Here is a 20,796-nt window from a genome sequence, read left to right as displayed (position 1 = left end):
GGCGCATATGGCAAAGGGGCGTTCGGAGTCTCACTCCGAACGCCCCTTTGCCATATGCCCGTTACAGGACCTTCGACAGGAACGACTGGGTGCGCTCCTGCTGAGGGTTGGTCAGGACGTCGCGGGGGTTGCCCGATTCGACGACCACGCCCTCGTCCATGAAGACCAGGCTGTCGCCGACCTCGCGCGCGAAGCCCATCTCGTGCGTGACGACGACCATCGTCATGCCGGACTCGGCGAGGTCGCGCATGACGTCGAGGACGTCACCGACCAGCTCCGGGTCGAGCGCCGACGTGGGCTCGTCGAAGAGCATCAGCTTCGGGTCCATCGCCAGCGCGCGGGCGATCGCGACGCGCTGCTGCTGGCCGCCGGAGAGCTGCGAGGGGTAGTTCTTCGCGCGGTCGGCGAGGCCCACGCGCTCCAGGAGCTGGCCCGCACGCTCGCGGGCCTGCGCCTTGGAGACGCCCTTGACCTGGACCGGCGCCTCCATGACGTTCTCGAGGGCCGTCATGTGCGGGAACAGGTTGAAGCGCTGGAAGACCATGCCGATGTCCCGGCGCTTCAGGGCGACTTCGCTGTCCCTGAGCTCGTAGAGCTTGTCGCCCTTCTGGCGATAACCGACCAGCTCCCCGTCGACGTACAGCCGCCCGGAGTTGATCTTCTCCAGGTGGTTGATGCAGCGCAGGAAGGTCGACTTGCCCGAGCCCGAGGGGCCGATGAGACAGAACACCTCGCCCTGCTTGACCTCCAGGTCGATGCCCTTGAGGACCTCGACGCTGCCGAAGGACTTGTGGACGCCTTCGGACTTGACCATGGCGGTGTTCACGTTCTTGTCGCTCATGCCATGCCTCCGTTCGGGCGGCCGACGATGGCGCGCAGGCGCTGCAGCGGGGTCGGGGGCAGGGCACGGGACGTGCCGCGCGCGTAGTAGCGCTCGATGTAGTACTGGCCCACGCTGAAGACCGACGTGAGGATCAGGTACCAGGCGGCGGCCAGGAAGTACATCTCCACCGTGGAGGCGGAGGACTGGCCGATGTCCGAGGCCACCTTGAACAGGTCGAGGAACTGCACCGCCGAGACGAGCGAGGTCGTCTTCAGCATGTTGATGACCTCGTTGCCCGTGGGCGGCACGATCACGCGCATCGCCTGCGGGATGACGATGCGGCGCAGCGTCTTGGAGTGGCTCATGCCGAGCGCGTGCGCGGCCTCGGTCTGGCCCTCGTCGACCGCGAGCAGACCGGAGCGGCAGATCTCCGCCATGTACGCCGCCTCGTTGAGCCCAAGCCCGAGCAGGGCCGTGAGCAGCGGCGTCATGAAGGACGACCAGTAGTCCTTGTAGATCGGCCCGAGGTTGATGTACTCGAAGACCAGGCCCAGGTTGAACCAGATGAACAGCTGGACCAGGACCGGGGTGCCGCGGAAGAACCAGATGTAGAACCAGGCGATGGTGCTGGTCACCGGGTTCTTCGACATCCGCATCACGGCCAGGACGATGCCGCCGACGACACCGATGGCCATGGACAGGACGGTCAGTTCGAGCGTCTTGCCCACGCCGGTGAGGATCCGGTCGTTGAAGAAGAAGTCGGGGATCGCGCCCCATTCGATCTTGCCCTGCGAGAAGGCGTAGACGATGGCGGCGAGGAGGCCGATGGCGACGACCGCGGACACGTAGCGGCCGGGGTGCCGGACCGGGATGGCCTTGATGGCCTCCGGTCCGGCGCCGCGGGGCGTGTCGGCGGGCTCGTTCGCCTTGGAGATGCGAGCAGTCATGGGTGGTGCCTTTCAGAGCCCGTCAGTGCAGGACAGGGGTGACAGGGTCAGGAACCACCGTTGATCTTCGCCTCGGTGACGGCGCCGTCGGTGACGCCCCACTTCGCGATGATCTTCTCGTACTCGCCGTTCTTGATGATCGCGGACATCGCGGCCTGCAGAGCGTCCCGCAGCTGCGTGTTGTCCTTGGCGACGGCGATGCCGTAGGGGCCCGCCTCGACCTGGTCGCCGACGATCTCGAAGTACTTGCCGCCGCCCGACTTCTTCACCGAGTACGCGGCGATCGGGTAGTCGGCGGAGACGACGTCCGCGCCCTTGGAGCGCATCCGGGTCTCGGCCTCGGGGTTGGTCGCGAAGTCCTCGACCTTCAGTTCCTTCTTGCCGGCCTGCTTGCACTTCTTCGCCTGGTCCTTGGCGAGGTCCTGCGAGAAGGTCGCGGTCTGCACGGCGATCGTCTTGCCGCACAGGTCGTCCCAGGTCTTGATGCCCTGGTCGTCGCCCTTGTTCGTGTAGAGCGAGACGCCCGCGGTGAAGTAGTCGACGAAGTCGACGCCCTTGCCGACCTTCTTGCCGGAGTCGGAGTCGATGCCGTTCTGCCGGTCCTTGGTGTCGGTCATGGCCGACATGGCGATGTCGTAGCGCTTGGACGCCAGACCGCCGACGAGGTCGGCGAACTTGCCGTTCTGGAAGTTGAACGTCACGCCCAGCTGCTTGCCGAGGGCCGCGGCGACGTCGGGGTCGATGCCGACGGCCTTGCCGGAGTCGTCCTTGTACTCGACCGGCGCGTAGGCGATGTCGGAGCCGACGTTGATGACGCCCTTGCTGCGGATCTCCTTGGGGAGCTTGGCGGCGAGCGGGGCGGACTTCGAGGAAGCCTTGTCGGAGCCCGAGTCGTCCGACTTCGTCTGGTCGCCACAGGCGGTCAGCAGCAGCGTGCCGGCGACCGCGATCGCGCCGACCGCGGCTATCCGGGACTTCGCGGACTTCGCGGTCGTACGACGGGTGGTGCTTGCGGTCATGGTTGGGTCCTCCGGCAGGGTGAGTGGAGTTGCCGTGTCGGTCGCCTTGGCACACACCTTCGGGTGTCGCGACCTCGCGTGATTACGGCATCTTGCCATTCGGACTGGCCGGTTCAGGGGGTTGACGATGTCAAAATCGGATAACAGGTGCTTCAAGAGCGCCAACAGGCCCCCGCATCAGGGTGCATGGGGCCGGATCATCTGCGGATCCGGCGGCCACCGGCGGGAGATCCTCCGGCGAACTGTCCGCTGTCTCACCATTCGGGCGGGCTTCTGACGCGTCTCGAGCCGGACTTGATGACTTGTCCAGATATTCGGCTATGAGTCATGTCACCGCACTGTGATCGATCACGTATGGGCTCGTGCCCGGCACGGTCCGTCGGGTAAGAAGGTTCTTTACACCCCTCATCCGGGGCTCAGGGCGTGCGTGCGGCACGCCCGTCGCGTACGGACCCTCATGGCGGTTCACAGAACAGGACCGGCCGGGTCGTACGCGGTGCCCGCCCGCTCCTCAACCAGGAGCGGACACCCTCACCTGATGTTTAAGACCTAAGGGGTAAGACAAGTGGCAGCGGAGATCGTCAATCCTCGCAGCGACAGCAGTACCGGCAACGAAGGCACTGACGAGCCTTTCGATCCGGCCTTCGCGCTGCACCGCGGCGGCAAGATGGCCGTGCAGGCCACCGTGCCGGTCCGTGACAAGGACGACCTGTCCCTGGCGTACACGCCCGGCGTCGCGAAGGTGTGCAGCGCGATCGCCGAGCAGCCGGAACTCGTCCACGACTACACGTGGAAGTCGAACGTGGTGGCCGTGGTCACCGACGGCACGGCCGTGCTCGGCCTCGGGGACATCGGTCCCGAGGCGTCCCTCCCGGTGATGGAGGGCAAGGCCATTCTCTTCAAGCAGTTCGGCGGCGTGGACGCGGTGCCGCTCGCGCTCGCGACGACCGACGTCGACGAGATCGTCGACACCGTCGTGCGCCTCGCGCCGTCCTTCGGCGGCGTCAACCTGGAGGACATCTCGGCGCCGCGCTGCTTCGAGATCGAGCGCAGGCTCCAGGAGAAGCTCGACATCCCGGTCTTCCACGACGACCAGCACGGCACGGCCGTCGTCACGCTGGCCGCGCTGAAGAACGCGGCCCGGCTCAGCGGCCGTACGCTCGGCGAGCTGCGCGGCGTGATCTCCGGCGCCGGTGCGGCGGGTGTGGCGATCGCGAAGTTCCTGCTCGAGGCCGGTCTCGGTGACGTCGCGGTCACCGACCGCAAGGGCATCGTCAGCCGGGACCGCGAGGACCTCACGCCGGTCAAGCGCGAGCTGGCCGAGATCACGAACAAGGCCGGACTGTCCGGTTCGCTGGAGGACGCGCTCGCGGGCGCCGACGTCTACATCGGCGTCTCCGGCGGTACGGTCCCCGAGCCGGCGGTCGCCTCGATGGCGCCGGGTGCCTTCGTCTTCGCGATGGCCAACCCGAACCCCGAGGTGCACCCCGACATCGCCCACAAGTACGCGGCCGTGGTCGCGACCGGGCGCTCGGACTTCCCGAACCAGATCAACAACGTCCTGGCGTTCCCCGGCATCTTCGCCGGCGCGCTGCAGGTCCGGGCCTCCCGGATCACCGAGACGATGAAGATCGCCGCCGCGGAGGCGCTGGCCGCCGTGGTCGGCGACGAGCTGTCCGCCGAGTACGTCATCCCGTCGCCGTTCGACGAGCGGGTCGCGCCGGCCGTGACGGCGGCGGTCGCCGCTGCCGCGCGCGCCGAGGGCGTCGCCCGACGCTGATCGCCGTACGACGGTCAGGGCCCCGCTTCGGCGGGGCCCTTTCCGTTGCCCGGGGTGGCCGGTCCGGGCAGCGATGCGTGTCACAGGGAGAGGTGGTTCCCGGCGTCCCGGGCGGCGCCTATCGTCAAGGTCATGTTCGCTGCCTACGCCGCCCGCATCGACCGTGACCAGCCGCTGAACGGACTGGAGTTGGGGGAGCGGCCCGCCCCCGAGAACCGGCCCGGCTGGACCACCGTGAACGTCAAGGCCGCCTCCCTCAACCACCACGACCTGTGGTCCCTGCGCGGCGTCGGGCTCGGCGAGGAGGCACTGCCGATGATCCTCGGCTGCGACGCCGCCGGGATCGACAGCGACGGCAACGAGGTCGTCCTGCACTCCGTCATCGGGCAGAGCGGGTACGGGGTCGGGCCCCGCGAGAGCCGCTCGATCCTCACCGAGAAGTACCAGGGCACGTTCGCCGAGCAGGTCACCGTGCCCGAGTGGAACGTGCTGCCCAAGCCGAAGGAGCTCTCCTTCGCCGAGGCCGCCTGTCTGCCCACCGCGTGGCTGACCGCGTACCGGATGCTCTTCACCAACGCCGGTGTGCGGCCCGGGGATTCGGTGCTCGTGCAGGGTGCGGGCGGCGGCGTCGCCACGGCCGCGATCGTGCTCGGCAAGGCGGCCGGGCTGCGCGTCTTCGCCACCAGCCGGGACGAGGCCAAGCGCAAGCGCGCCCTGGAGCTCGGCGCCGTGGAGGCCCTGGAGTCGGGTGCGCGGCTGCCGCAGCGGGTGGACGCCGTGATCGAGACGGTGGGCGCCGCGACCTGGTCGCACTCGGTCAAGTCCCTGCGCCCCGGCGGCACTTTGGTGATCTCCGGCGCGACGAGCGGCCCCAGCCCGAAGTCCGCCGAGCTGAACCGCATCTTCTTCCTGGAACTGAAGGTCGTCGGCTCGACCATGGGGTCCAAGGACGAGCTGGAGGACCTGCTGTCGTTCTGCGCGGCGACCGGAGTGCGGCCCGTCATCGACGAGGTGCTGCCGCTGGACCGGGCGCGGGAGGGCTTCGAGAAGATGGCGGGCGGCGACCTGTTCGGAAAGGTCGTGCTGACCGTCTGACCGCCTGACCGCCTCGCCATTCGACCGCCTGATCGGGCAGCCGTGGCCCGGGGAGAGGGGCGCCGTGTCCGGCGCCCCTTTTTCGCGCCCCCGATGTCAATCCAGGTTGACGCGAGATGCTTGTCAACCTACATTGACACCATGACCGAGGCAACGAATCTCGCCGAGCAGGCGGGTGCCCGCGACCCGCGCGTAGGGCTGCGGGCGGTCGCGGCGCTGCGGCGGCTGCTCGAGCAGTTGGAAGCGGTACAGGTGCGCAGCGCGCGCAATCAGGGCTGGTCGTGGCAGGACATCGCGGCCGAACTGGGAGTCAGCCGACAGGCCGTGCACAAGAAGTACGGGAGGCGATGATGTTCGAGCGGTTCACCAAGGGCGCCCGGGACGTGGTCAAGGGCGCCGTCACCTACGCGGAGGCCGAGCGCGCCCCGCAGATCGACGAGGGGCATCTGCTCCTCGCGGTGCTCGACGCCCGCGGCACCCGCGGTTCCTTCGCGCTGGGTGCGCTCGGGGTCGACGCCGAGGGAAGGCGGACGGCGATCCGGGACGGCCTCGTCGCGGCGCGCCGCCGGGCGGGTCTGTCGCAGGCGGACACCGAGGCCCTCGCGGGGCTCGGGATCGACGTGTCCGAAGTCGTCGCCCGGGTGGAACAGGCCCATGGCGTGGGCGCGTTGAGCGGGCGACGCAGGATCGGCGGGCGCCGCACGTTCACCCGCGAGGCCAAGGGCGTCCTCGAGTCGTCCCTGCGGATGACCCTCGCCCATCACGACCGCTCGATCGGCGACGAGCACCTCCTCCTCGCCCTCGCCGCCCGCCCCGGCATCGCGTCCGAGGTGCTCGCCGGGTGCGGGGTGAGCGTGCCGGCGGTGGAGCGAGTGCTGTACGGGGACGGGGACGGGGAGGCGGCGGCGGGCTGAGCCGCCCGCTCACCCCTTGGGCGCCCGCAGTGCCGCCCCGATGTGGGCCGCCGTCTCCGACAAGTGGCGGCGGGCCGTGCGGAGTTGGTCCTCGCTGACGCCGTGGTCGCGGGCCGCGTCCCGGATGTCGTCCCGGAACCGGTCCAGGAGGCGGTCCAGGTCACGGGCCGGGTCGCCGGTGGAGTCCGGCTCCGCCCACGACGGGACGTACTCGGCGGGGACCGCGTCGGACATCGGGCGGTACTCCGGCTCCACGGGACCCGTACGCCCGGTGTCCTTCTCGGCCTTCTCTGCCTTCTTGGCGGTCTCGGTCTTCGTGTTCTTCTCGGTGCCCTTCGTGGCGGCTGCGCCGAACTCCTTTCCGAAGGTCTTGCCGAACTCGCCGAACTCCTTTGCCAGTTCGGAAAGGCCCTCGCGCACGCCCGTCGGCCAGTCGCCGCGCGTGAAGTGGTCCTGCACCTGGTCCTGCACGCGCCGGGCCATCCGCTGGAGCTCCTCCTGCGCCTGCGCCCGCACTTGCTCCGAGGTCTCCTTGGCCTGGCGGCGCGCCCGCTGCGCCTCCTCGCGGGCCCGGCGGCTCTCGTCCTTCGCGCGCCGTGCCTGCTCCTTCCACTCCTGCTTCGCGCGGCGCATCTCCTCCTTGGCCGCGCGCCACGAGTCGGCGTCCGTCGCGTCCTTGAGGTCGGCGAAGCCGGACCTGGCACCGGGCCGCGTGCTCCGTGCCTCGGACGCGGCCGCCCGCATCTCGCGGCGCAGCTCGCCCGCGGCCCCGCGCACGTCGTCCCGGATCTCGGCGGCCAGCTCGGCCACCGACTCACGGATCTCCAGCTCCAGGTCGGCCAACTCGCCGCTGCGGTCGGCCAGTTCGGCTCGGCCCGCGTCCGTGATCGCGTAGACCTTGCGGCCGCCCTCGGTGGTGTGGGTGACCAGGCCCTCGGACTCCAGCTTGGCCAGGCGCGGATAGACGGTGCCCGCCGAGGGTGCGTACAGCCCCTGGAAGCGCTCCTCCAGGAGGCGGATCACCTCGTAGCCGTGGCGCGGCGCCTCGTCGAGCAGCTTCAGGAGGTACAGGCGCAGTCGGCCGTGGGCGAAGACGGGAGGCATGTCAGAGCACCTTCTTGTCGGTAGGGCCGGCCTGTGCGGCGTCCTGCGGTGCCGCGTCGAACGGGTCGTCGTCGCCCGGCGGCCTGCGCAACAGGGCGATCGACCCGGAGACCGTCGTGGCCTTGAGGCTGCCGGTGCCCGCGCCGAGCCGACCCGCGATCTTGTGGGCGCCCCACTGGCCGGAGACGCGCAACCCGTCGAACGCGTTCGACACCGCGCCGCTCGCCGTGTTCGCCTCGACGTCCGTGTCCGCCGGGTGCGGGATGCGGATGGCGATCTCGCCGGAGACGCTCGTCAGGCTCACGTCCGTGGGTCCCGCCGGGTCCAGGTCGACGATCATCGAGCCGCTCACCGTGTCCGCCTTCACGAACGACCCCGAGCCCTCGACGACGGTCAGATCGCCCGAGACCGAGTTGAACCTGAGGTCCCCGGTGACCGCCTGCGCCTCGACATTGCCCGAGACCGTGCTCGTGCGCACCGGGCCCGTGACGCCGACCAGGGTGGTGTCGCCGGTGACGCCCTTGACCTCCGTCGGCCCGTCGAGGCCGGAGACGACCGCGCCCGCGCCGACCACGCCGACCTCGACCCGGGTGCCGCTCGGCACGGCGAGGGAGACGACCGCGCTGCGGTGCCAGCCCTTGCGGTCGAGCCACTTGAGGAAGCCCTTCCAGGGCAGGTCGTCGTAGGCGACGGTGAGCGTGCCGTCCTCCTGGCGCACCACGAGCGGTGGTCCCTCTATGTCGGAGACCTCCAGGCGGGCGGAACCTTCTTCGGTGCCCACCACGTTCACCGTTCCGTTGACGATGCGTACGTGCAGGGCCGTCAACGGCTCGTCGAAGGCGAGCTTCTGCGGCTCCGCGACGGACCACTCGGGCATGGTGCGACCTCCTCCGGAGCGAACGCGCCATATCGCGTTCTCTTCAACACACGATATATCGCGGATGGGGAAAGTCAAGGACAGTCACCCCTCGCCCCGCGACAGGCGACACAGTCGCGACTTTCCGTGTCGCAGTCGTGGGCGGTCATTTGTGGTGGAATCCGGGCGAACTGCCCTAGCGTGGGGCCATGCCGTCCTCCGAACCCGCCGGTGCGCTCCTGCTCTGCCGCGCCGAGCCCAGCGTCGTCGGCCCCGCCGCCCAGCTGCTGCGCGAGCGGATGCTGCTCGTCCGGGCCGGCCGCGAGTGGAGCGCTCTCGTGCCGGAGGGCAAGCCGTGGCTGGCCGGCGCGGACGGCGCCGGCGAACCCGTCGACCGGGTCCTCGGCGGCTGGGCCGGCGCGCTCGCCGTCGGCGCTCCCTGGCCGGTGCTCGCCCTGTGGTGGGACGCCGACCGCAGCGGCTTCACGCTGGCCTCCGGCTTCCGCCGCCCCGTCGGCTACGTATGGCTCGCGAACGGCACCCCGGCGGGCGAGGACGAGGCGATGCGCACCTTCGCCGCCCGTCTGGGCCTCGACCCCGTGCTCGACATGCAGTCCCTCGACGCCCTGACCGAGCCCGACACCGAGGCCGACGCCCGCGCCCGCCTGCTCGGCCTGCTCGCGGTCCTCACCCGCACCGGCCTCACGCTGCCCGCGGGACTGACCCCCGGCGAACCGGCCGACCGGCTGCGCGAGGTCGCCCGGGTGCAGCCCGACGCGGAGGCGATCACCTGGTCGGGCTGGGGGGATGCCGTCCACGCCGAGCTCGACGTGGTCGAGAACAGCAGCATCGGCCCCTGGCTGCGCGGCCCCAAGGCCCGCGGCCTGGCCGCCGCCCAGCTCGTGGCCGGGGCGCCGCTCGCCCTCTACGGCCTGCGGCGGCGCAGCTGCGGCTGGCTCACCGCGGGCGCCGTGCTGCTCGCCCACGGGGCGCTCGGATTCGCGTACGACAGGATGCGCGCGGCCCGCGACTGACCCGCGCCCGCGCCCGAGACCGGACCGCGAGCGACCGGACCGCGAGCGCTCCTGCTCGTCGCCCTACTCGTCGTCCTCGTCCTCGTCGTCGAGCCGCGCCAGCCACGTCGCCAGGCGCTCGACCGGCACCTCGAAGTCCGGGTTCAGGTCCACGAAGGTCCGCAGCTGCTCGGCGAGCCACTCGAAGGTGACCTCCTCCTCGCCGCGCCGCTTCTCCAGCTCTTCGATGCCACGGTCCGTGAAGTACATGGGTCCAGGATATGCGGCAGGGCCGCACCCCCTTACGGGGAGTGCGGCCCTGTCCTGCTACCGGGTGCTCAGGCCTCGAACACCTCGTTGACCAGCTGCTCCTGCTCCTGGTCGTGGCGCTTCTTCGAGCCGACCGCGGGGGACGAGCTGTGCGGGCGCGAGATGCGGCGCAGGCGCTCGCCGTGCGGGATGTCCGCGCCGACGGCCAGGTCCAGGTGGTCGATCAGGTTGAGCGCGATGAACGGCCAGGCACCCTGGTTCGCCGGCTCCTCCTGGGCCCACAGGTACTTCTCGGCGTTCGGGAACTTGGCGATCTCTGCCTGGAGCTCGGCACCCGGCAGGGGGTACAGGCGCTCGAGGCGGATGATCGCCGTGTCCGTGATGCCGCGCTTCTCGCGCTCGCCCGCCAGGTCGTAGTAGACCTTGCCGGCGCAGAAGACGACCTTCTTGACCGCGGCCGCGTCCACCGACTCGTCGCCGATGACCGGACGGAAGCCGCCCGTCGTGAACTCCTCCGCCTTCGACGCGGCGGCCTTGAGGCGCAGCATCGACTTCGGGGTGAAGACCACCAGCGGCTTGTGGTGCGGGTTGTGCACCTGCCAGCGCAGGAGGTGGAAGTAGTTCGACGGGAGCGTGGGCATCGCGACCGTCATGTTGTTCTGGGCGCAGAGCTGGAGGAAGCGCTCCACGCGCGCGGACGAGTGGTCCGGGCCCTGGCCCTCGTAGCCGTGCGGGAGCAGGAGCGTGACGCCGGAGGTCTGGCCCCACTTCTGCTCGGCGGCCGAGATGTACTCGTCGACGACCGTCTGCGCGCCGTTGACGAAGTCACCGAACTGGGCTTCCCACATCACGAGGGACTCGGGACGCTCCAGCGAGTAGCCGTACTCGAAGCCCATGACCGCGTACTCGGAGAGCAGCGAGTCGTAGACGTTGTAGCGGGCCTGCTCGTCCGACAGGTAGAGCAGCGGGGTGTAGTCCTCGCCGGTCTCCCGGTCGATCAGCACCGCGTGGCGCTGGCCGAACGTGCCGCGGCGCGAGTCCTGGCCGGAGAGCCGGACGGGCGTGCCTTCGAGCAGCAGCGAACCGATGGCGAGGGTCTCGCCCATGCCCCAGTCGATCGTCCCGTCCTCGATCATCGACGCACGGCGCTGCAGCTGCGGCAGCAGGCGCGGGTGCACGGTGATGTTGTCCGGGATGTTCACCTGGGACTCGGCGATGCGCTTGACGACCTCCTGGGAGATCGCCGTCTGCACGGCCACCGGGAACTCGGCCTGCGGGTCGGGGACGTGCGCCTCGGCCGGGGCCGCGACGGCCTCGCGGACCTCGGTGAAGACCTTCTCCAGCTGGCCCTGGAAGTCCTGCAGCGCCTGCTCGGCCTCTTCGAGGGTGATGTCGCCGCGACCGATGAGGGACTCGGTGTAGAGCTTGCGCACCGAGCGCTTCTTGTCGATCAGGTCGTACATCAGCGGCTGCGTGAACGCCGGGTTGTCCGACTCGTTGTGACCGCGGCGGCGGTAGCAGATGAGGTCGATGACGACGTCCTTGTTGAACGCCTGGCGGAACTCGAAGGCCAGTCGGGCAACGCGGACGACGGCCTCGGGGTCGTCGCCGTTCACGTGGAAGATCGGCGCCTCGATCATGCGGGCCACGTCGGTGGCGTACATGGAGGAGCGCGACGACTCCGGGGCGGCGGTGAAGCCGACCTGGTTGTTGATGACGATGTGGACCGTGCCGCCCGTGCGGTAGCCGCGCAGCTGCGACATGTTGAGCGTCTCGGCGACCACACCCTGGCCCGCGAAGGCCGCGTCACCGTGCAGGGCGACGGGCAGGACCGTGAAGTCCGTGCCGCCCTTGTTGATGATGTCCTGCTTGGCGCGGACGATGCCCTCGATGACCGGGTCGACCGTCTCCAGGTGGGACGGGTTGGCGGCCAGCGAGACCTTGATCTGCTCGCCGTCCAGGCCGGTGAAGGTGCCCTCGGCGCCCAGGTGGTACTTCACGTCGCCGGAGCCGTGCATCGACTTCGGGTCGAGGTTGCCCTCGAACTCGCGGAAGATCTGCGCGTACGACTTGCCGACGATGTTCGCCAGGACGTTCAGGCGGCCGCGGTGGGCCATGCCGATGACGACCTCGTCGAGGCGGGCCTCGGCGGCGGAGTCGATCACCGCGTCGAGCAGCGGGACGACGGACTCGCCGCCCTCCAGCGAGAAGCGCTTCTGGCCGACGAACTTCGTCTGCAGGAAGGTCTCGAAGGCCTCCGCGGCGTTCAGCCGGCGCAGGATGCGCAGCTGCTCCTCGCGCTCCGGCTTGGTGTGCTGGCGCTCGATGCGGTCCTGGATCCACTTGCGCTGCTTGGGGTCCTGGATGTGCATGAACTCGACGCCGGTGGTGCGGCAGTACGAGTCGCGCAGCACGCCGAGGATGTCGCGCAGCTTCATCATCGACTTGCCCGCGAAGCCGCCGACCGCGAACTCGCGCTCCAGGTCCCAGAGCGTCAGGCCGTGCTCGGTGATGTCCAGGTCGGGGTGCTTGCGCTGCTTGTACTCCAGCGGGTCGGTGTCGGCCATGACGTGGCCGCGGACCCGGTAGGAGTGGATCAGCTCGAAGACGCGCGCGGCCTTGGTGACGTCGTCGTCGTGCGAGGCGTCGATGTCCTTGAGCCAGCGGACCGGCTCGTAGGGGATGCGCAGGGCCTTGAAGATCTCGTCGTAGAACCCGCTCTCGCCGAGGAGGAGGTTCGCGACGATGCGCAGGAACTCGCCGGAGGCGGCGCCCTGGATCACCCGGTGGTCGTAGGTCGACGTGAGCGTCATGACCTTCGAGATGCCGAGCTTGTTCAGGGTGTCCTGCGACGTGCCCTGGAATTCGGCCGGGTAGTCCATCGAGCCGACGCCCATGATGACCGACTGTCCGGGCATCAGGCGGGGCACGGAGTGGACGGTGCCGAGGCCGCCGGGGTTGGTCAGGGAGACCGTGACGCCGGTGAAGTCGTCCATGCCGAGCTTGCCGTCGCGGGCGCGCCGGACGATGTCCTCGTACGCCTGCCAGAACTCGAAGAAGTTGAGCGTCTCGGCCTTCTTGATGCCCGCGACGACCAGCTGGCGGTCGCCGTTGGGCTTCACCAGGTCGATGGCGAGGCCGAAGTTGATGTGCTCCGGCTTGACCAGGGTCGGCTTGCCGTCCTTGACCGCGAACGAGTGGTTCATCGACGGCATGGCCTTGATGGCCTGCACCATCGCGTACCCGATGAGGTGCGTGAAGGAGATCTTCCCGCCACGGGCGCGCTTCAGGTGGTTGTTGATGACGATGCGGTTGTCGAACAGCAGCTTCACCGGGACGGCGCGCACGGACGTGGCCGTGGGGACCTCGATGGACGCGTTCATGTTCTTCGCGACGGCGGCGGCGGGACCGCGCAGCGTCACGAACTCGGGGCCGGCAGGGGCCTCGGTCGTCACTTCTTCAGCCTTCTTCGGTGCAGGAGCAGGGGTGGCGGCAGCGGGCTTCGCCGCGGGCTTCGCGGGCGCCGGGGCAGCGGCGGGAGCTGCGGCGGCGGGCTGCGCGGGCGCGGCGGCCGGGGCCTGCGCTGCGGGCGCGGGCTGAGCCGGGGCGGGGGCGGGCGCAGGGGCCGCGGGCTTCTGGGCCGGTGTCTTCACAGGCTCAGTCGGCGCAGCCCCCGCGGCTGCGGCACCGGGCTTGTAGTCGGCGAAGAAGTCCCACCAGGCTCGGTCAACCGAATTCGGGTCCTGGAGGTACTGCTGATAGATCTCGTCGACGAGCCACTCATTGGGGCCGAAGGCGGCAGCAGGGTTTTTGCCCTGCCCGGCTTGGTCGGTCTCGGTGGAGATGCTCGAGTTACTGGGGGACTGTGGCGACACGGCGTGAACCGCCCTCTTCCGCTTCTCACAAGGTGATGGACAGCGGGAATAAAGGCTACGCCTCCATCAGCGGGACGTGCAGACCGGGCCGGGCATCCGTCGCGTAAGTCACACTGGAAGTCGGGTTTCGGGCCGGGAAATGGCGGGAAACAACCGGGGTTTGCGTACGTTCGGACGCGCGCCCGGCGCGTTCAGGTACGCCTCGGCGCGGCTTGACCTCCGCCTGACCGAAACCCTACGTCAACTTTGCGGTCTTGGCTCTCCCGGAAGAGTGACCTTGATCCGGCATCCCCGAGCCGATTCGGCCACGCCTATCCGGCCACCGTGCAGGTCCACGGCCCAGCGCGCGATGGCGAGCCCGAGGCCCGTGCCGCCGTCACCCTTCCCCTTGGCCGAATTTCCCGCGTTGCCCCGGTTGAAGCGCTCGAAGACCCGGTGCCATTCGGACTGCGGGATGCCGGGGCCCTCGTCCAGGACCTCGAGCTCCAGGGACTCCGGATAGAGCCCGCGCCTGGCCCGTACGGTGACGCGGCCGTGCGGCGGGGAGTGCTTCACCGCGTTGTCGATGAGATTCGCCACGACCTGGTGGATGCGCTCCGGGTCGGCGTGCGCGGTCAGCTCGGGCGGGGAGACGTCGAGGTGGAGATGGACGTCGGTGCGGGTGTGCGTGCCGGACCCGGAGGCGATGCCGGCCCGCTGGGAGACGGCCATGTTCGCCTCCTTCAGTACGCCCGACAGGTACGGCCACACTTCGAAGCGGCGGGATTTCAGCGGGACCACGCCGTTGTCGAGCCGGGACAGGTCGAGCAGGGTCTCGACGAGCCGGCCCAGGCGCTCGGTCTGCTTCAGCGCCGTGCGCATGGTCTCGGGGTCGGCCGACATCACGCCGTCCACCACGTTCTCCAGGACCGCGCGCAGGCCCGCGATGGGCGTGCGCAGCTCGTGCGAGACGTTCGCCACGAGTTCCTTGCGCTGCTGGTCCTGGGCGGCCAGCTCGTCGGCCATGCGGTTGATGGTGACGGCCAGGTCGCCCAGCTCGTCGCTGCGGCCCGCGCCCCGGACGCGCCGGGTGTAGTCACCGTTGGAGATGGAGCGCGCGACCGTGTTCATCTCGTCCAGCGGCGCGGTGAGCGAGTGCGCCACGAACTGGGTGATCAGCAGCGTCGCGATGATCGAGAACACGGTGATGAAGCGCAGCTCCGTCGCCGTGTACATCGCCACCATGAGCAGGCCCGTGGTGATGAAGACGGAGACGACGACGAGCGTGCCGAGCTTCGCCTTGATGGAGAAGGGGCGCAGGCCGCCGGACGCCCAGCGGGGGTTCAACTGTCTGCGTGACGTCGCGTGCGGTGCCCGGTCCCCGGCGCTCATGGGGTCGGCGTCTCCAGTGCGTACCCCACACCGTGGACGGTGCGGATGCGCTCCGCGCCGATCTTCCGGCGCAGCGCCTTGATGTGGCTGTCGACGGTGCGGGTGCCCGAGGCGTCCGCCCAGTCCCACACCTCGGCGAGCAGCTGCTCGCGGGAGAGGACCGCGCGCGGGGTGTTCGCCAGGCAGACCAGGAGGTCGAACTCGGTCGGCGTGAGGTGAACATCCTCACTTCGCACCCGTACGCGGCGCTGCGCGTGGTCGATCTCCAGCTCGCCGAGCCGGAGGATGCCGCTGCGCGGTGTCGCGGCGGCGAGGGCCGCGCGCTCCACGCGCCGCAGCAGGACGTGCACGCGTGCGGCCAGCTCGCGCATGGAGAACGGCTTCGTCATGTAGTCGTCGGCGCCGACGCCGAGCCCGACGAGCATGTCCGTCTCGTCGTCGCGCGCCGTCAGCATCAGCACCGGGACCGGCCGCTGTGCCTGTACGCGACGGCAGACCTCGAGCCCGTCGAAGCCGGGCAGCATGATGTCGAGGATCAGCAGGTCGGGCTGCCAGGCCTCGGCCGTGTCGACCGCCGAGGGACCGTCCTGTGCGGTTTGCACGAGGAATCCCTCGGCCCGCAGCCGGGCGGCGATGGCGTCCACGATCGTGGGGTCGTCCTCGACGACGAGCACCCGTCGCTGGGCACCCGGCGTCGCCGTGCTGCTGTTGTGGGAGGTGTGTGTCTGCTCCATCGCCCCGCCCCTGAATGCACGCCCGCGTGGCGCGCTTGACGCTTGAATGATCTGGGTTTCGGACGTCAGCGTACGGGGAGTTACCGCCGGTCGGCTACGCGGCCCGTACTGCGAGGTGAACCACGTCGGGTACGCCTCGGACAACGGGGATCTCTTCGGTGCGGACCGCCCGGAATCCGGCATTCCGCAAGGTTCCTTCAAAATTTGCGGACGGCTGTGCGGACCAAATCGCCAGTACGCCGCCGGGGTTGAGCCGGGACCGGCAGGCCGCGAGTCCGACGGGGGAGTAGAGGCTGTCGTTGTCCTCGGTGACGGTCCAGTCCGGGCCGTTGTCGATGTCGAGGCAGAGGGCGTCGTACGTGACGGACGCCTCGTGCACGTGACGGACGAGGTCCGCCTCGACGATCTCGGTGCGGGGGTCCGCGACGGCCGCGGCGGAGAGTTCCCGCAGCGGGCCTTCGAGGTGCCAGTCGATGACGGCCCGTTCGCGCTCGACGACGGTGATGCGGGACCAGTACGGGTCCGCTGCCGCGTGGGCCAGGGAGAACCCGACGCCGAGTCCTCCGACGAGCACGCAGGGCCTGTCGCGGCCCGGGCCGAGTGCGTCCCGGGCCGCGTCGACGAGCAGGCGCTCGGATCTTCCGTCGGACGTGTCCATCAGGAACGTGCCGTTGGCGATGATCTGGAGGAGGTCGCCGTGGCGGCGCAGGACCACTTCGCCGTGGGGGCCGGTGCGGCGGTCGAGGACGACGGGGGGTTCTTGGATGCGCGGGGTCGTCATGCGGGGCATTTTTGCGGATGAGCGTCTGCGGGGTGCGGTGTTTTTCCGGGTGCGCGTGCGTCGTGGCTGGTCGCGCAGTTCTCCGCGCCCCTGACAGGCAGGTCGTACCGGCCCTGCGGCCCGGCACGACCTGCCTGTATCAAGCCCCGCCGGTGGGCGTTACAACGACAGGCCCGCCCCATACGGGAAGACGGGGTCCACCGTGTCGTTGGGGACGTCCGGGCGCGACGCCTCCACCGCGGCCATGGAGCGCGGCAGTTCGAACGGCAGGCGTCCCTGCGGCGTGGCCCGGCCGAAGACGACGTCGAGCAGCGCCGCGTCACTCGCCCCGAAGTCCGCGATCAGCGCCGCCGCCCGCTCGGCGATCTCGGGGATGACCGCAGCGCGCTCCAGGTTGATGCAGACCACCGTCGGTACCGCGTCCAGGAGCGCGAGGATCGGCTTCAGCTCGTCGTCCGTGAAGGCCAGCGTGCCCGAGTGGAAGAACGACTCGAACTTGTTGGCCCGGGGCTCGTACGGCGTGCGCAGGCGCAGCACCGCCAGGTCCGCCTCGGCCGGGGTGGAGACCAACTCCCCGTAAGGGGCGACCTCTTCGGCCGCCACGTTCTCCACGTACAGCTTCGGGCGACCCCTTACGGGAAGCGCCGCGTCGGCGTTCTTGAGCAGCGTCAGGGAGCGGCGCTGGGCCTTCGCGCCCGCCTCCGTGAAGTCCGCGCGGCCGACCGTCTCGGCGGCCAGGTCCACGTCGACGTACGGGTCGTCGAAGAGTCCGAGGGCGAACTTCTCGCGCAGGATGCGGCGCAGGGAGGCGTCCAGGCGGTACTCGGGGACGCGGCCCGACTCGACGAGTTCCACGACGAGTTCGGGGCGGGCCTCGCCGCCGAACTGGTCGCAGCCCGCGTCGAGCACCCGTGCCACCCGCTCGCTCTCCGACAGGGATTCGAGGCCCCAGGCGCGCGCCTCGTGCTTCTCGCCGAAGATCTCCGACTCCGAGATCAGGCCCCAGTCCGTGCAGACGATGCCGTCGAAGCCGAGCGTGTCCCTCAGCAAGCCTTGTACGACGCCCTTGTTGAGGCCGAATCCGACCTCTTCCCAGTCGGTGCCGATGGGCTGGCCGTAGTACGGCATCATCTGCGCGCAGCCGGCGGCGATGGCCGCCTTGAACGGCTCAAGGTGCAGGTCGCGCATGCCGCCCGGGTAGATCTGCTCCTTGCCGTGCGCGAAGTGCGGGTCCTCGCCGTCCTTCTGCGGGCCGCCGCCGGGGAAGTGCTTCACCATGGCCGAGACCGACCGGCGGCCGAGTTTGTCGCCCTGCAGGCCGCGGACGTAGGCGCGTACGAGCTGTGAGGTGAGGGCCGCGTCCGAGCCGAACGTGCCGTTCTGCCGGGACCAGCGCGGCTCGGACGCCAGGTCGATCTGCGGGTGCAGTGCCACGCGGAAGCCGACGGCCAGGTACTCGCGGCGGACCGTGTCGGCGAAGTCGAAGACCAGTTGCGGGTCGCGCAGGGCGGCGAGGCCCAGCGGCTCCGGCCAGGCGGAGAACGCACCGGAGTTGAAGGACGCGCCCGCGTTGTCCGTGAAGGCGTGGCGGGGGTCGGTGGAGAGCGTGACCGGTATGCCGAGGCGGGAGTCGGCGGCCATCGCCTGGAGCGTGTTCTGCCAGCGGGCCATGGCGGCCGGCTCGTACGTGCCCAGCAGGTTGAAGTGGGTCATGTGCTGGGCGTGGAGCATGCCGGTCGTGTCCAGCGGCACCATGCCCGCGTCGCCCTTCTCGACCGTCGAACCGTCGGGCTTCATGGCGAGCATGGTGTGGAAGAGCTGGCCCGCCTTCTCCTCGACCGTCATCCGGGCGAGGAGGTCCTCTACCCGTAGGGGGATGGGATTTTCGGGGTTCTGGTAGGGGTGGCCTTCGTTGCGGACCGTGAACTTCATGGTGGGTGGCCTCACTTGACGCTGCGGATGAACTGGACGGCCAGCGCGCCGAGCACGCACGCGACGCCGCCGAAGAAGAACAGGGCCCCGTAGTTGCCGGTGCCGCCGCCGATCGCGAGGAACGCCGGGGCGACGATCGGCACGAGGGACTGGGGGAGCGCGTTGCCGATGTTGAGGACGCCCATGTCCTTGGCGGCCTCGTCGGGGCTGGGCAGCACCGCGGCCGCGAGCGCGACGTCCACCGAGAGGTACAGGCCCTCGCCGAAGCCGAAGACGACCACCGCGAGCACGAACATCGGGAAGGAGTACGCCGTCGCCATCAGCGTCAGGCCGACGGCGATGACCAGCGAGGACCCGAGGACGTACGGCTTGCGGCGGCCCGAGCGGTCGGAGAGCTGGCCGCCGAGGACCGAGCCGACGACGACCGCCGCGACCATCGCGAGGGTGCCGACGAACTGCTTGCCCGCGACCTCCCCGTCCCCGTAGCCGAGGCGGTCCATCAGGAAGTACGTCTGGTACGAGGTCACGCAGCTGATGCCGACGAAGACCAGGAAGCGGCCCGCGAAGTTCCAGGCGAAGTCGGGGTGCTTGCGCGGGCTGACCCAGAAGCTGCGCAGGAACTCCCTGAACGAGTACGGGGCGAACGCGCCGGGGCGGGCCGGGCGGTCCTTCATCACCGCGCAGAGGAACACCACGCCCGCGATGCCGAGCAGGCCGGGGACCAGGAAGGCGAGGGCGAGGTGGCCGCTGAAGGCGTTGGCCAGGCCGCTGCCCGCGATCATCGACAGCGACGTCATCATGCCGACGGTGCCGGAGACGCGGGCCCGCTGCTGCTCGGGCACGAAGTCGGGGATGCCCGCGGTCACGGCCGTCAGGGCCGCGTTGCCGCCGACCTGGGCGAGGGCCCAGCCGAGCATCAGCATCGGGACGTTGCCGCCGAGCGCGATGACGGCGAGGCCCGCGAAGGCGACCAGCATGCCGCCGAGGAGCCAGGGCCTGCGGCGCCCGAGCCGGGAGGTGGTGCGGTCGGAGAGGCCGCCGACCACCGGGTTGGCGATCATCGCGAGGACCGCGCCGAGCGAGAGGACCTGGCCGAGGGCCGCGCCCCGGTCGTCCTCGGGGACGATCTGGGCCACGCGCAGCGCCAGCGTCACCATCACCGGGGTGAGCAGGGTGGCCATGATGCCGAACTGGGCGAAGGCGAGGCCCATGACCAGCTTCGCGGACGCGGGGCCGGGGCCGGGGGCAGGTGCGGGGGCTGCGGGCTGAGCGGGCGGCGCGGGGTGCGTGACGGCGGACACGGGGCCCGGCGCGGCGTCGGGGATGACGGCCATGGCGGCTCTCCAGGGGGACGGGGGCGGCTTCCTTGCCGACCCGGCGCCGTCAGCGTAAACGCGAAAAGCGAGTGGGTAGTAGGTTTTCGTGGAGTGGCCTGAATCACATGGTCATTGCGTGCCTCAGGAGGGTCACAAGGCCCGGCTAGGGTGGGCCGAATGGAGCGAAGTGAGGGCCGTAAGCCCCGTAAATCCGCAGCTCGCGGCAGCTATGCCGTGGGCGACGAGCGCCGCGCCAAGATCCTGGACGTCGCCGTCGAGCACTTCGCGCAGTGGGGCTTTCACGCCTCCTCGCTGGCCCGCATCGCCAAGGACGTCGGCATCACGCAGGGCGGCCTGCTGCACCACTTCCGCGGCAAGGAGGACCTGCTCGTCGAGGTGCTCAAGCGCAGCGACGAGCAGGACGTCGAGCGCTTCTTCTCGCGCGACCCGGAGACCCCCGTCGAGGCCTTCGAGGCGGTCCTCGACCTCGCAGCGCACAACGCCGAGCGGCCCGGCCGCACCAAGATGTTCAACGTCCTCGTCGGCGAGGCCGGTGAACTCGGCCACCCCGCCCACGAGTTCTTCGTCCGGCGCTACGCCATGGTGATCGACAAGACCGCGGGCCCGCTGCGCGCCGCCGTCGCACGCGGCGAGCTGAAGCCGGACACCGACCCCGAGGCCGTCGCGGCCGAGCTGGCCGCGGTGATGGACGGCCTCCAGCTGCAGTGGGCGCTCGCCCCCGACACGTACGACATGGTCGGCCGCCTGCACGCCTACCTCGACCGGCTGCTGCGCTCCGTGACCGTCGACGGCTCCGGGCTGCCCGCGCACGACTGAACCGCGGACCGGGTGCGGCTTGCGGACGCGGCCCGGGCCTGTGAGGTTGCTGTGGATCGTGTCTCACGTGGCGTCCATCACAGACAAAAGCGCCGGGTGGGGCGAAGTGTGGGGTGGATCTGCCGACGA

18 protein-coding genes are annotated in these 20,796 nt (G+C 70.1%); 6 read left to right on the top strand and 12 right to left on the bottom strand.

The window, feature by feature from the left end; translation table 11 throughout:
* Positions 1–61: 61 nt before the first annotated feature.
* From ACIBUY_RS16775 to ACIBUY_RS16765, 3 genes are read right to left on the bottom strand one after another with little or no spacing between them, the layout of a single operon-like run.
* Positions 62–814, bottom strand: a complete 753-nt coding sequence (locus ACIBUY_RS16775) for an amino acid ABC transporter ATP-binding protein (protein ID WP_365563296.1) — start codon at positions 812–814, stop codon at positions 62–64.
* A 23-nt stretch (positions 815–837) separates the two neighbouring features.
* Complete coding sequence (locus ACIBUY_RS16770; protein ID WP_399152922.1) at positions 838–1,770, bottom strand: amino acid ABC transporter permease; 933 nt, start codon at positions 1,768–1,770, stop codon at positions 838–840.
* Positions 1,771–1,817: 47 nt separating this feature from the next.
* Positions 1,818–2,789 carry an ABC transporter substrate-binding protein gene (locus ACIBUY_RS16765; protein ID WP_365562960.1) on the bottom strand — a complete coding sequence of 324 codons (972 nt, stop codon included), beginning with the start codon at positions 2,787–2,789 and terminating at the stop codon, positions 1,818–1,820.
* Between the two features lie 565 nt (positions 2,790–3,354).
* Here ACIBUY_RS16765 and ACIBUY_RS16760 point away from each other — a divergent pair.
* The 4 genes from ACIBUY_RS16760 to ACIBUY_RS16745 all read left to right on the top strand — a co-directional run bounded on the left by ACIBUY_RS16760 (position 3,355) and on the right by ACIBUY_RS16745 (position 6,578).
* Complete coding sequence (locus ACIBUY_RS16760) at positions 3,355–4,569, top strand: NADP-dependent malic enzyme (protein ID WP_365562962.1); 1,215 nt, start codon at positions 3,355–3,357, stop codon at positions 4,567–4,569.
* Between the two features lie 132 nt (positions 4,570–4,701).
* Complete coding sequence (locus ACIBUY_RS16755; RefSeq protein WP_365562963.1) at positions 4,702–5,664, top strand: zinc-binding dehydrogenase; 963 nt, start codon at positions 4,702–4,704, stop codon at positions 5,662–5,664.
* A 141-nt stretch (positions 5,665–5,805) separates the two neighbouring features.
* The gene (locus ACIBUY_RS16750) at positions 5,806–6,015 is read left to right on the top strand and encodes a helix-turn-helix domain-containing protein (protein WP_365562966.1); all 210 of its coding nucleotides are present in this window, start codon (positions 5,806–5,808) and stop codon (positions 6,013–6,015) included.
* Complete coding sequence (locus tag ACIBUY_RS16745) at positions 6,015–6,578, top strand: Clp protease N-terminal domain-containing protein (protein WP_399153169.1); 564 nt, start codon at positions 6,015–6,017, stop codon at positions 6,576–6,578. Before ACIBUY_RS16750 ends, ACIBUY_RS16745 begins: the two co-directional genes overlap by 1 nt.
* A gap of 9 nt (positions 6,579–6,587) precedes the next feature.
* Here the strand turns inward: ACIBUY_RS16745 and ACIBUY_RS16740 are convergent, their stop codons facing one another.
* Positions 6,588–7,682 carry a helix-turn-helix transcriptional regulator gene (locus tag ACIBUY_RS16740; protein ID WP_399152921.1) on the bottom strand — a complete coding sequence of 365 codons (1,095 nt, stop codon included), beginning with the start codon at positions 7,680–7,682 and terminating at the stop codon, positions 6,588–6,590.
* Between the two features lies 1 nt (position 7,683).
* Positions 7,684–8,559, bottom strand: a complete 876-nt coding sequence (locus tag ACIBUY_RS16735; protein ID WP_365562972.1) for a DUF4097 family beta strand repeat-containing protein — start codon at positions 8,557–8,559, stop codon at positions 7,684–7,686.
* Positions 8,560–8,747: 188 nt separating this feature from the next.
* Between ACIBUY_RS16735 and ACIBUY_RS16730 the strand changes: the two genes are divergently transcribed.
* The gene (locus tag ACIBUY_RS16730; protein WP_365562974.1) at positions 8,748–9,572 is read left to right on the top strand and encodes a hypothetical protein; all 825 of its coding nucleotides are present in this window, start codon (positions 8,748–8,750) and stop codon (positions 9,570–9,572) included.
* A gap of 63 nt (positions 9,573–9,635) precedes the next feature.
* On the opposite strand, the gene ACIBUY_RS16725 is transcribed toward ACIBUY_RS16730, so the two are convergent.
* The 7 genes from ACIBUY_RS16725 to ACIBUY_RS16695 form a co-directional block, all read right to left on the bottom strand.
* Positions 9,636–9,821: a DUF6104 family protein gene (locus tag ACIBUY_RS16725; protein WP_007266501.1), complete on the bottom strand. Its 186-nt coding sequence runs from the start codon at positions 9,819–9,821 to the stop codon at positions 9,636–9,638.
* A gap of 68 nt (positions 9,822–9,889) precedes the next feature.
* On the bottom strand, positions 9,890–13,696 hold the full coding sequence (locus ACIBUY_RS16720) for a multifunctional oxoglutarate decarboxylase/oxoglutarate dehydrogenase thiamine pyrophosphate-binding subunit/dihydrolipoyllysine-residue succinyltransferase subunit (protein ID WP_365562976.1): 3,807 nt from the start codon (positions 13,694–13,696) through the stop codon (positions 9,890–9,892).
* Positions 13,697–13,936: 240 nt separating this feature from the next.
* Positions 13,937–15,067, bottom strand: a complete 1,131-nt coding sequence (locus ACIBUY_RS16715; protein WP_365562979.1) for a HAMP domain-containing sensor histidine kinase — start codon at positions 15,065–15,067, stop codon at positions 13,937–13,939.
* Positions 15,064–15,801, bottom strand: coding sequence for a response regulator transcription factor (locus ACIBUY_RS16710; RefSeq protein WP_365562981.1), 738 nt, complete (start codon positions 15,799–15,801; stop codon positions 15,064–15,066). Before ACIBUY_RS16710 ends, ACIBUY_RS16715 begins: the two co-directional genes overlap by 4 nt.
* Positions 15,802–15,895: 94 nt before the next feature.
* Positions 15,896–16,582, bottom strand: a complete 687-nt coding sequence (locus ACIBUY_RS16705; RefSeq protein ID WP_399152920.1) for a spermidine synthase — start codon at positions 16,580–16,582, stop codon at positions 15,896–15,898.
* 159 nt (positions 16,583–16,741) lie between these two features.
* Positions 16,742–18,514 (bottom strand): glycoside hydrolase family 3 protein, encoded by a 1,773-nt coding sequence (locus ACIBUY_RS16700; RefSeq protein WP_399152919.1) that lies wholly within the window; start codon positions 18,512–18,514, stop codon positions 16,742–16,744.
* 11 nt (positions 18,515–18,525) lie between these two features.
* Positions 18,526–19,848 (bottom strand): MFS transporter, encoded by a 1,323-nt coding sequence (locus ACIBUY_RS16695; protein WP_399152918.1) that lies wholly within the window; start codon positions 19,846–19,848, stop codon positions 18,526–18,528.
* A 159-nt stretch (positions 19,849–20,007) separates the two neighbouring features.
* On the opposite strand from ACIBUY_RS16695, the gene ACIBUY_RS16690 reads away from it, so the two are divergent.
* Complete coding sequence (locus ACIBUY_RS16690; protein ID WP_365562992.1) at positions 20,008–20,667, top strand: TetR family transcriptional regulator; 660 nt, start codon at positions 20,008–20,010, stop codon at positions 20,665–20,667.
* The last annotated feature ends 129 nt before the right edge of the window (positions 20,668–20,796 follow it).

The organism is Streptomyces sp. NPDC050085 (assembly GCF_044460595.1).
Taxonomy (GTDB): Bacteria; Actinomycetota; Actinomycetes; order Streptomycetales; family Streptomycetaceae; genus Streptomyces.
The sequence above is the reverse complement of the archived record's forward strand: the minus strand, read 5'-3'. Positions and strand labels throughout refer to the sequence as shown.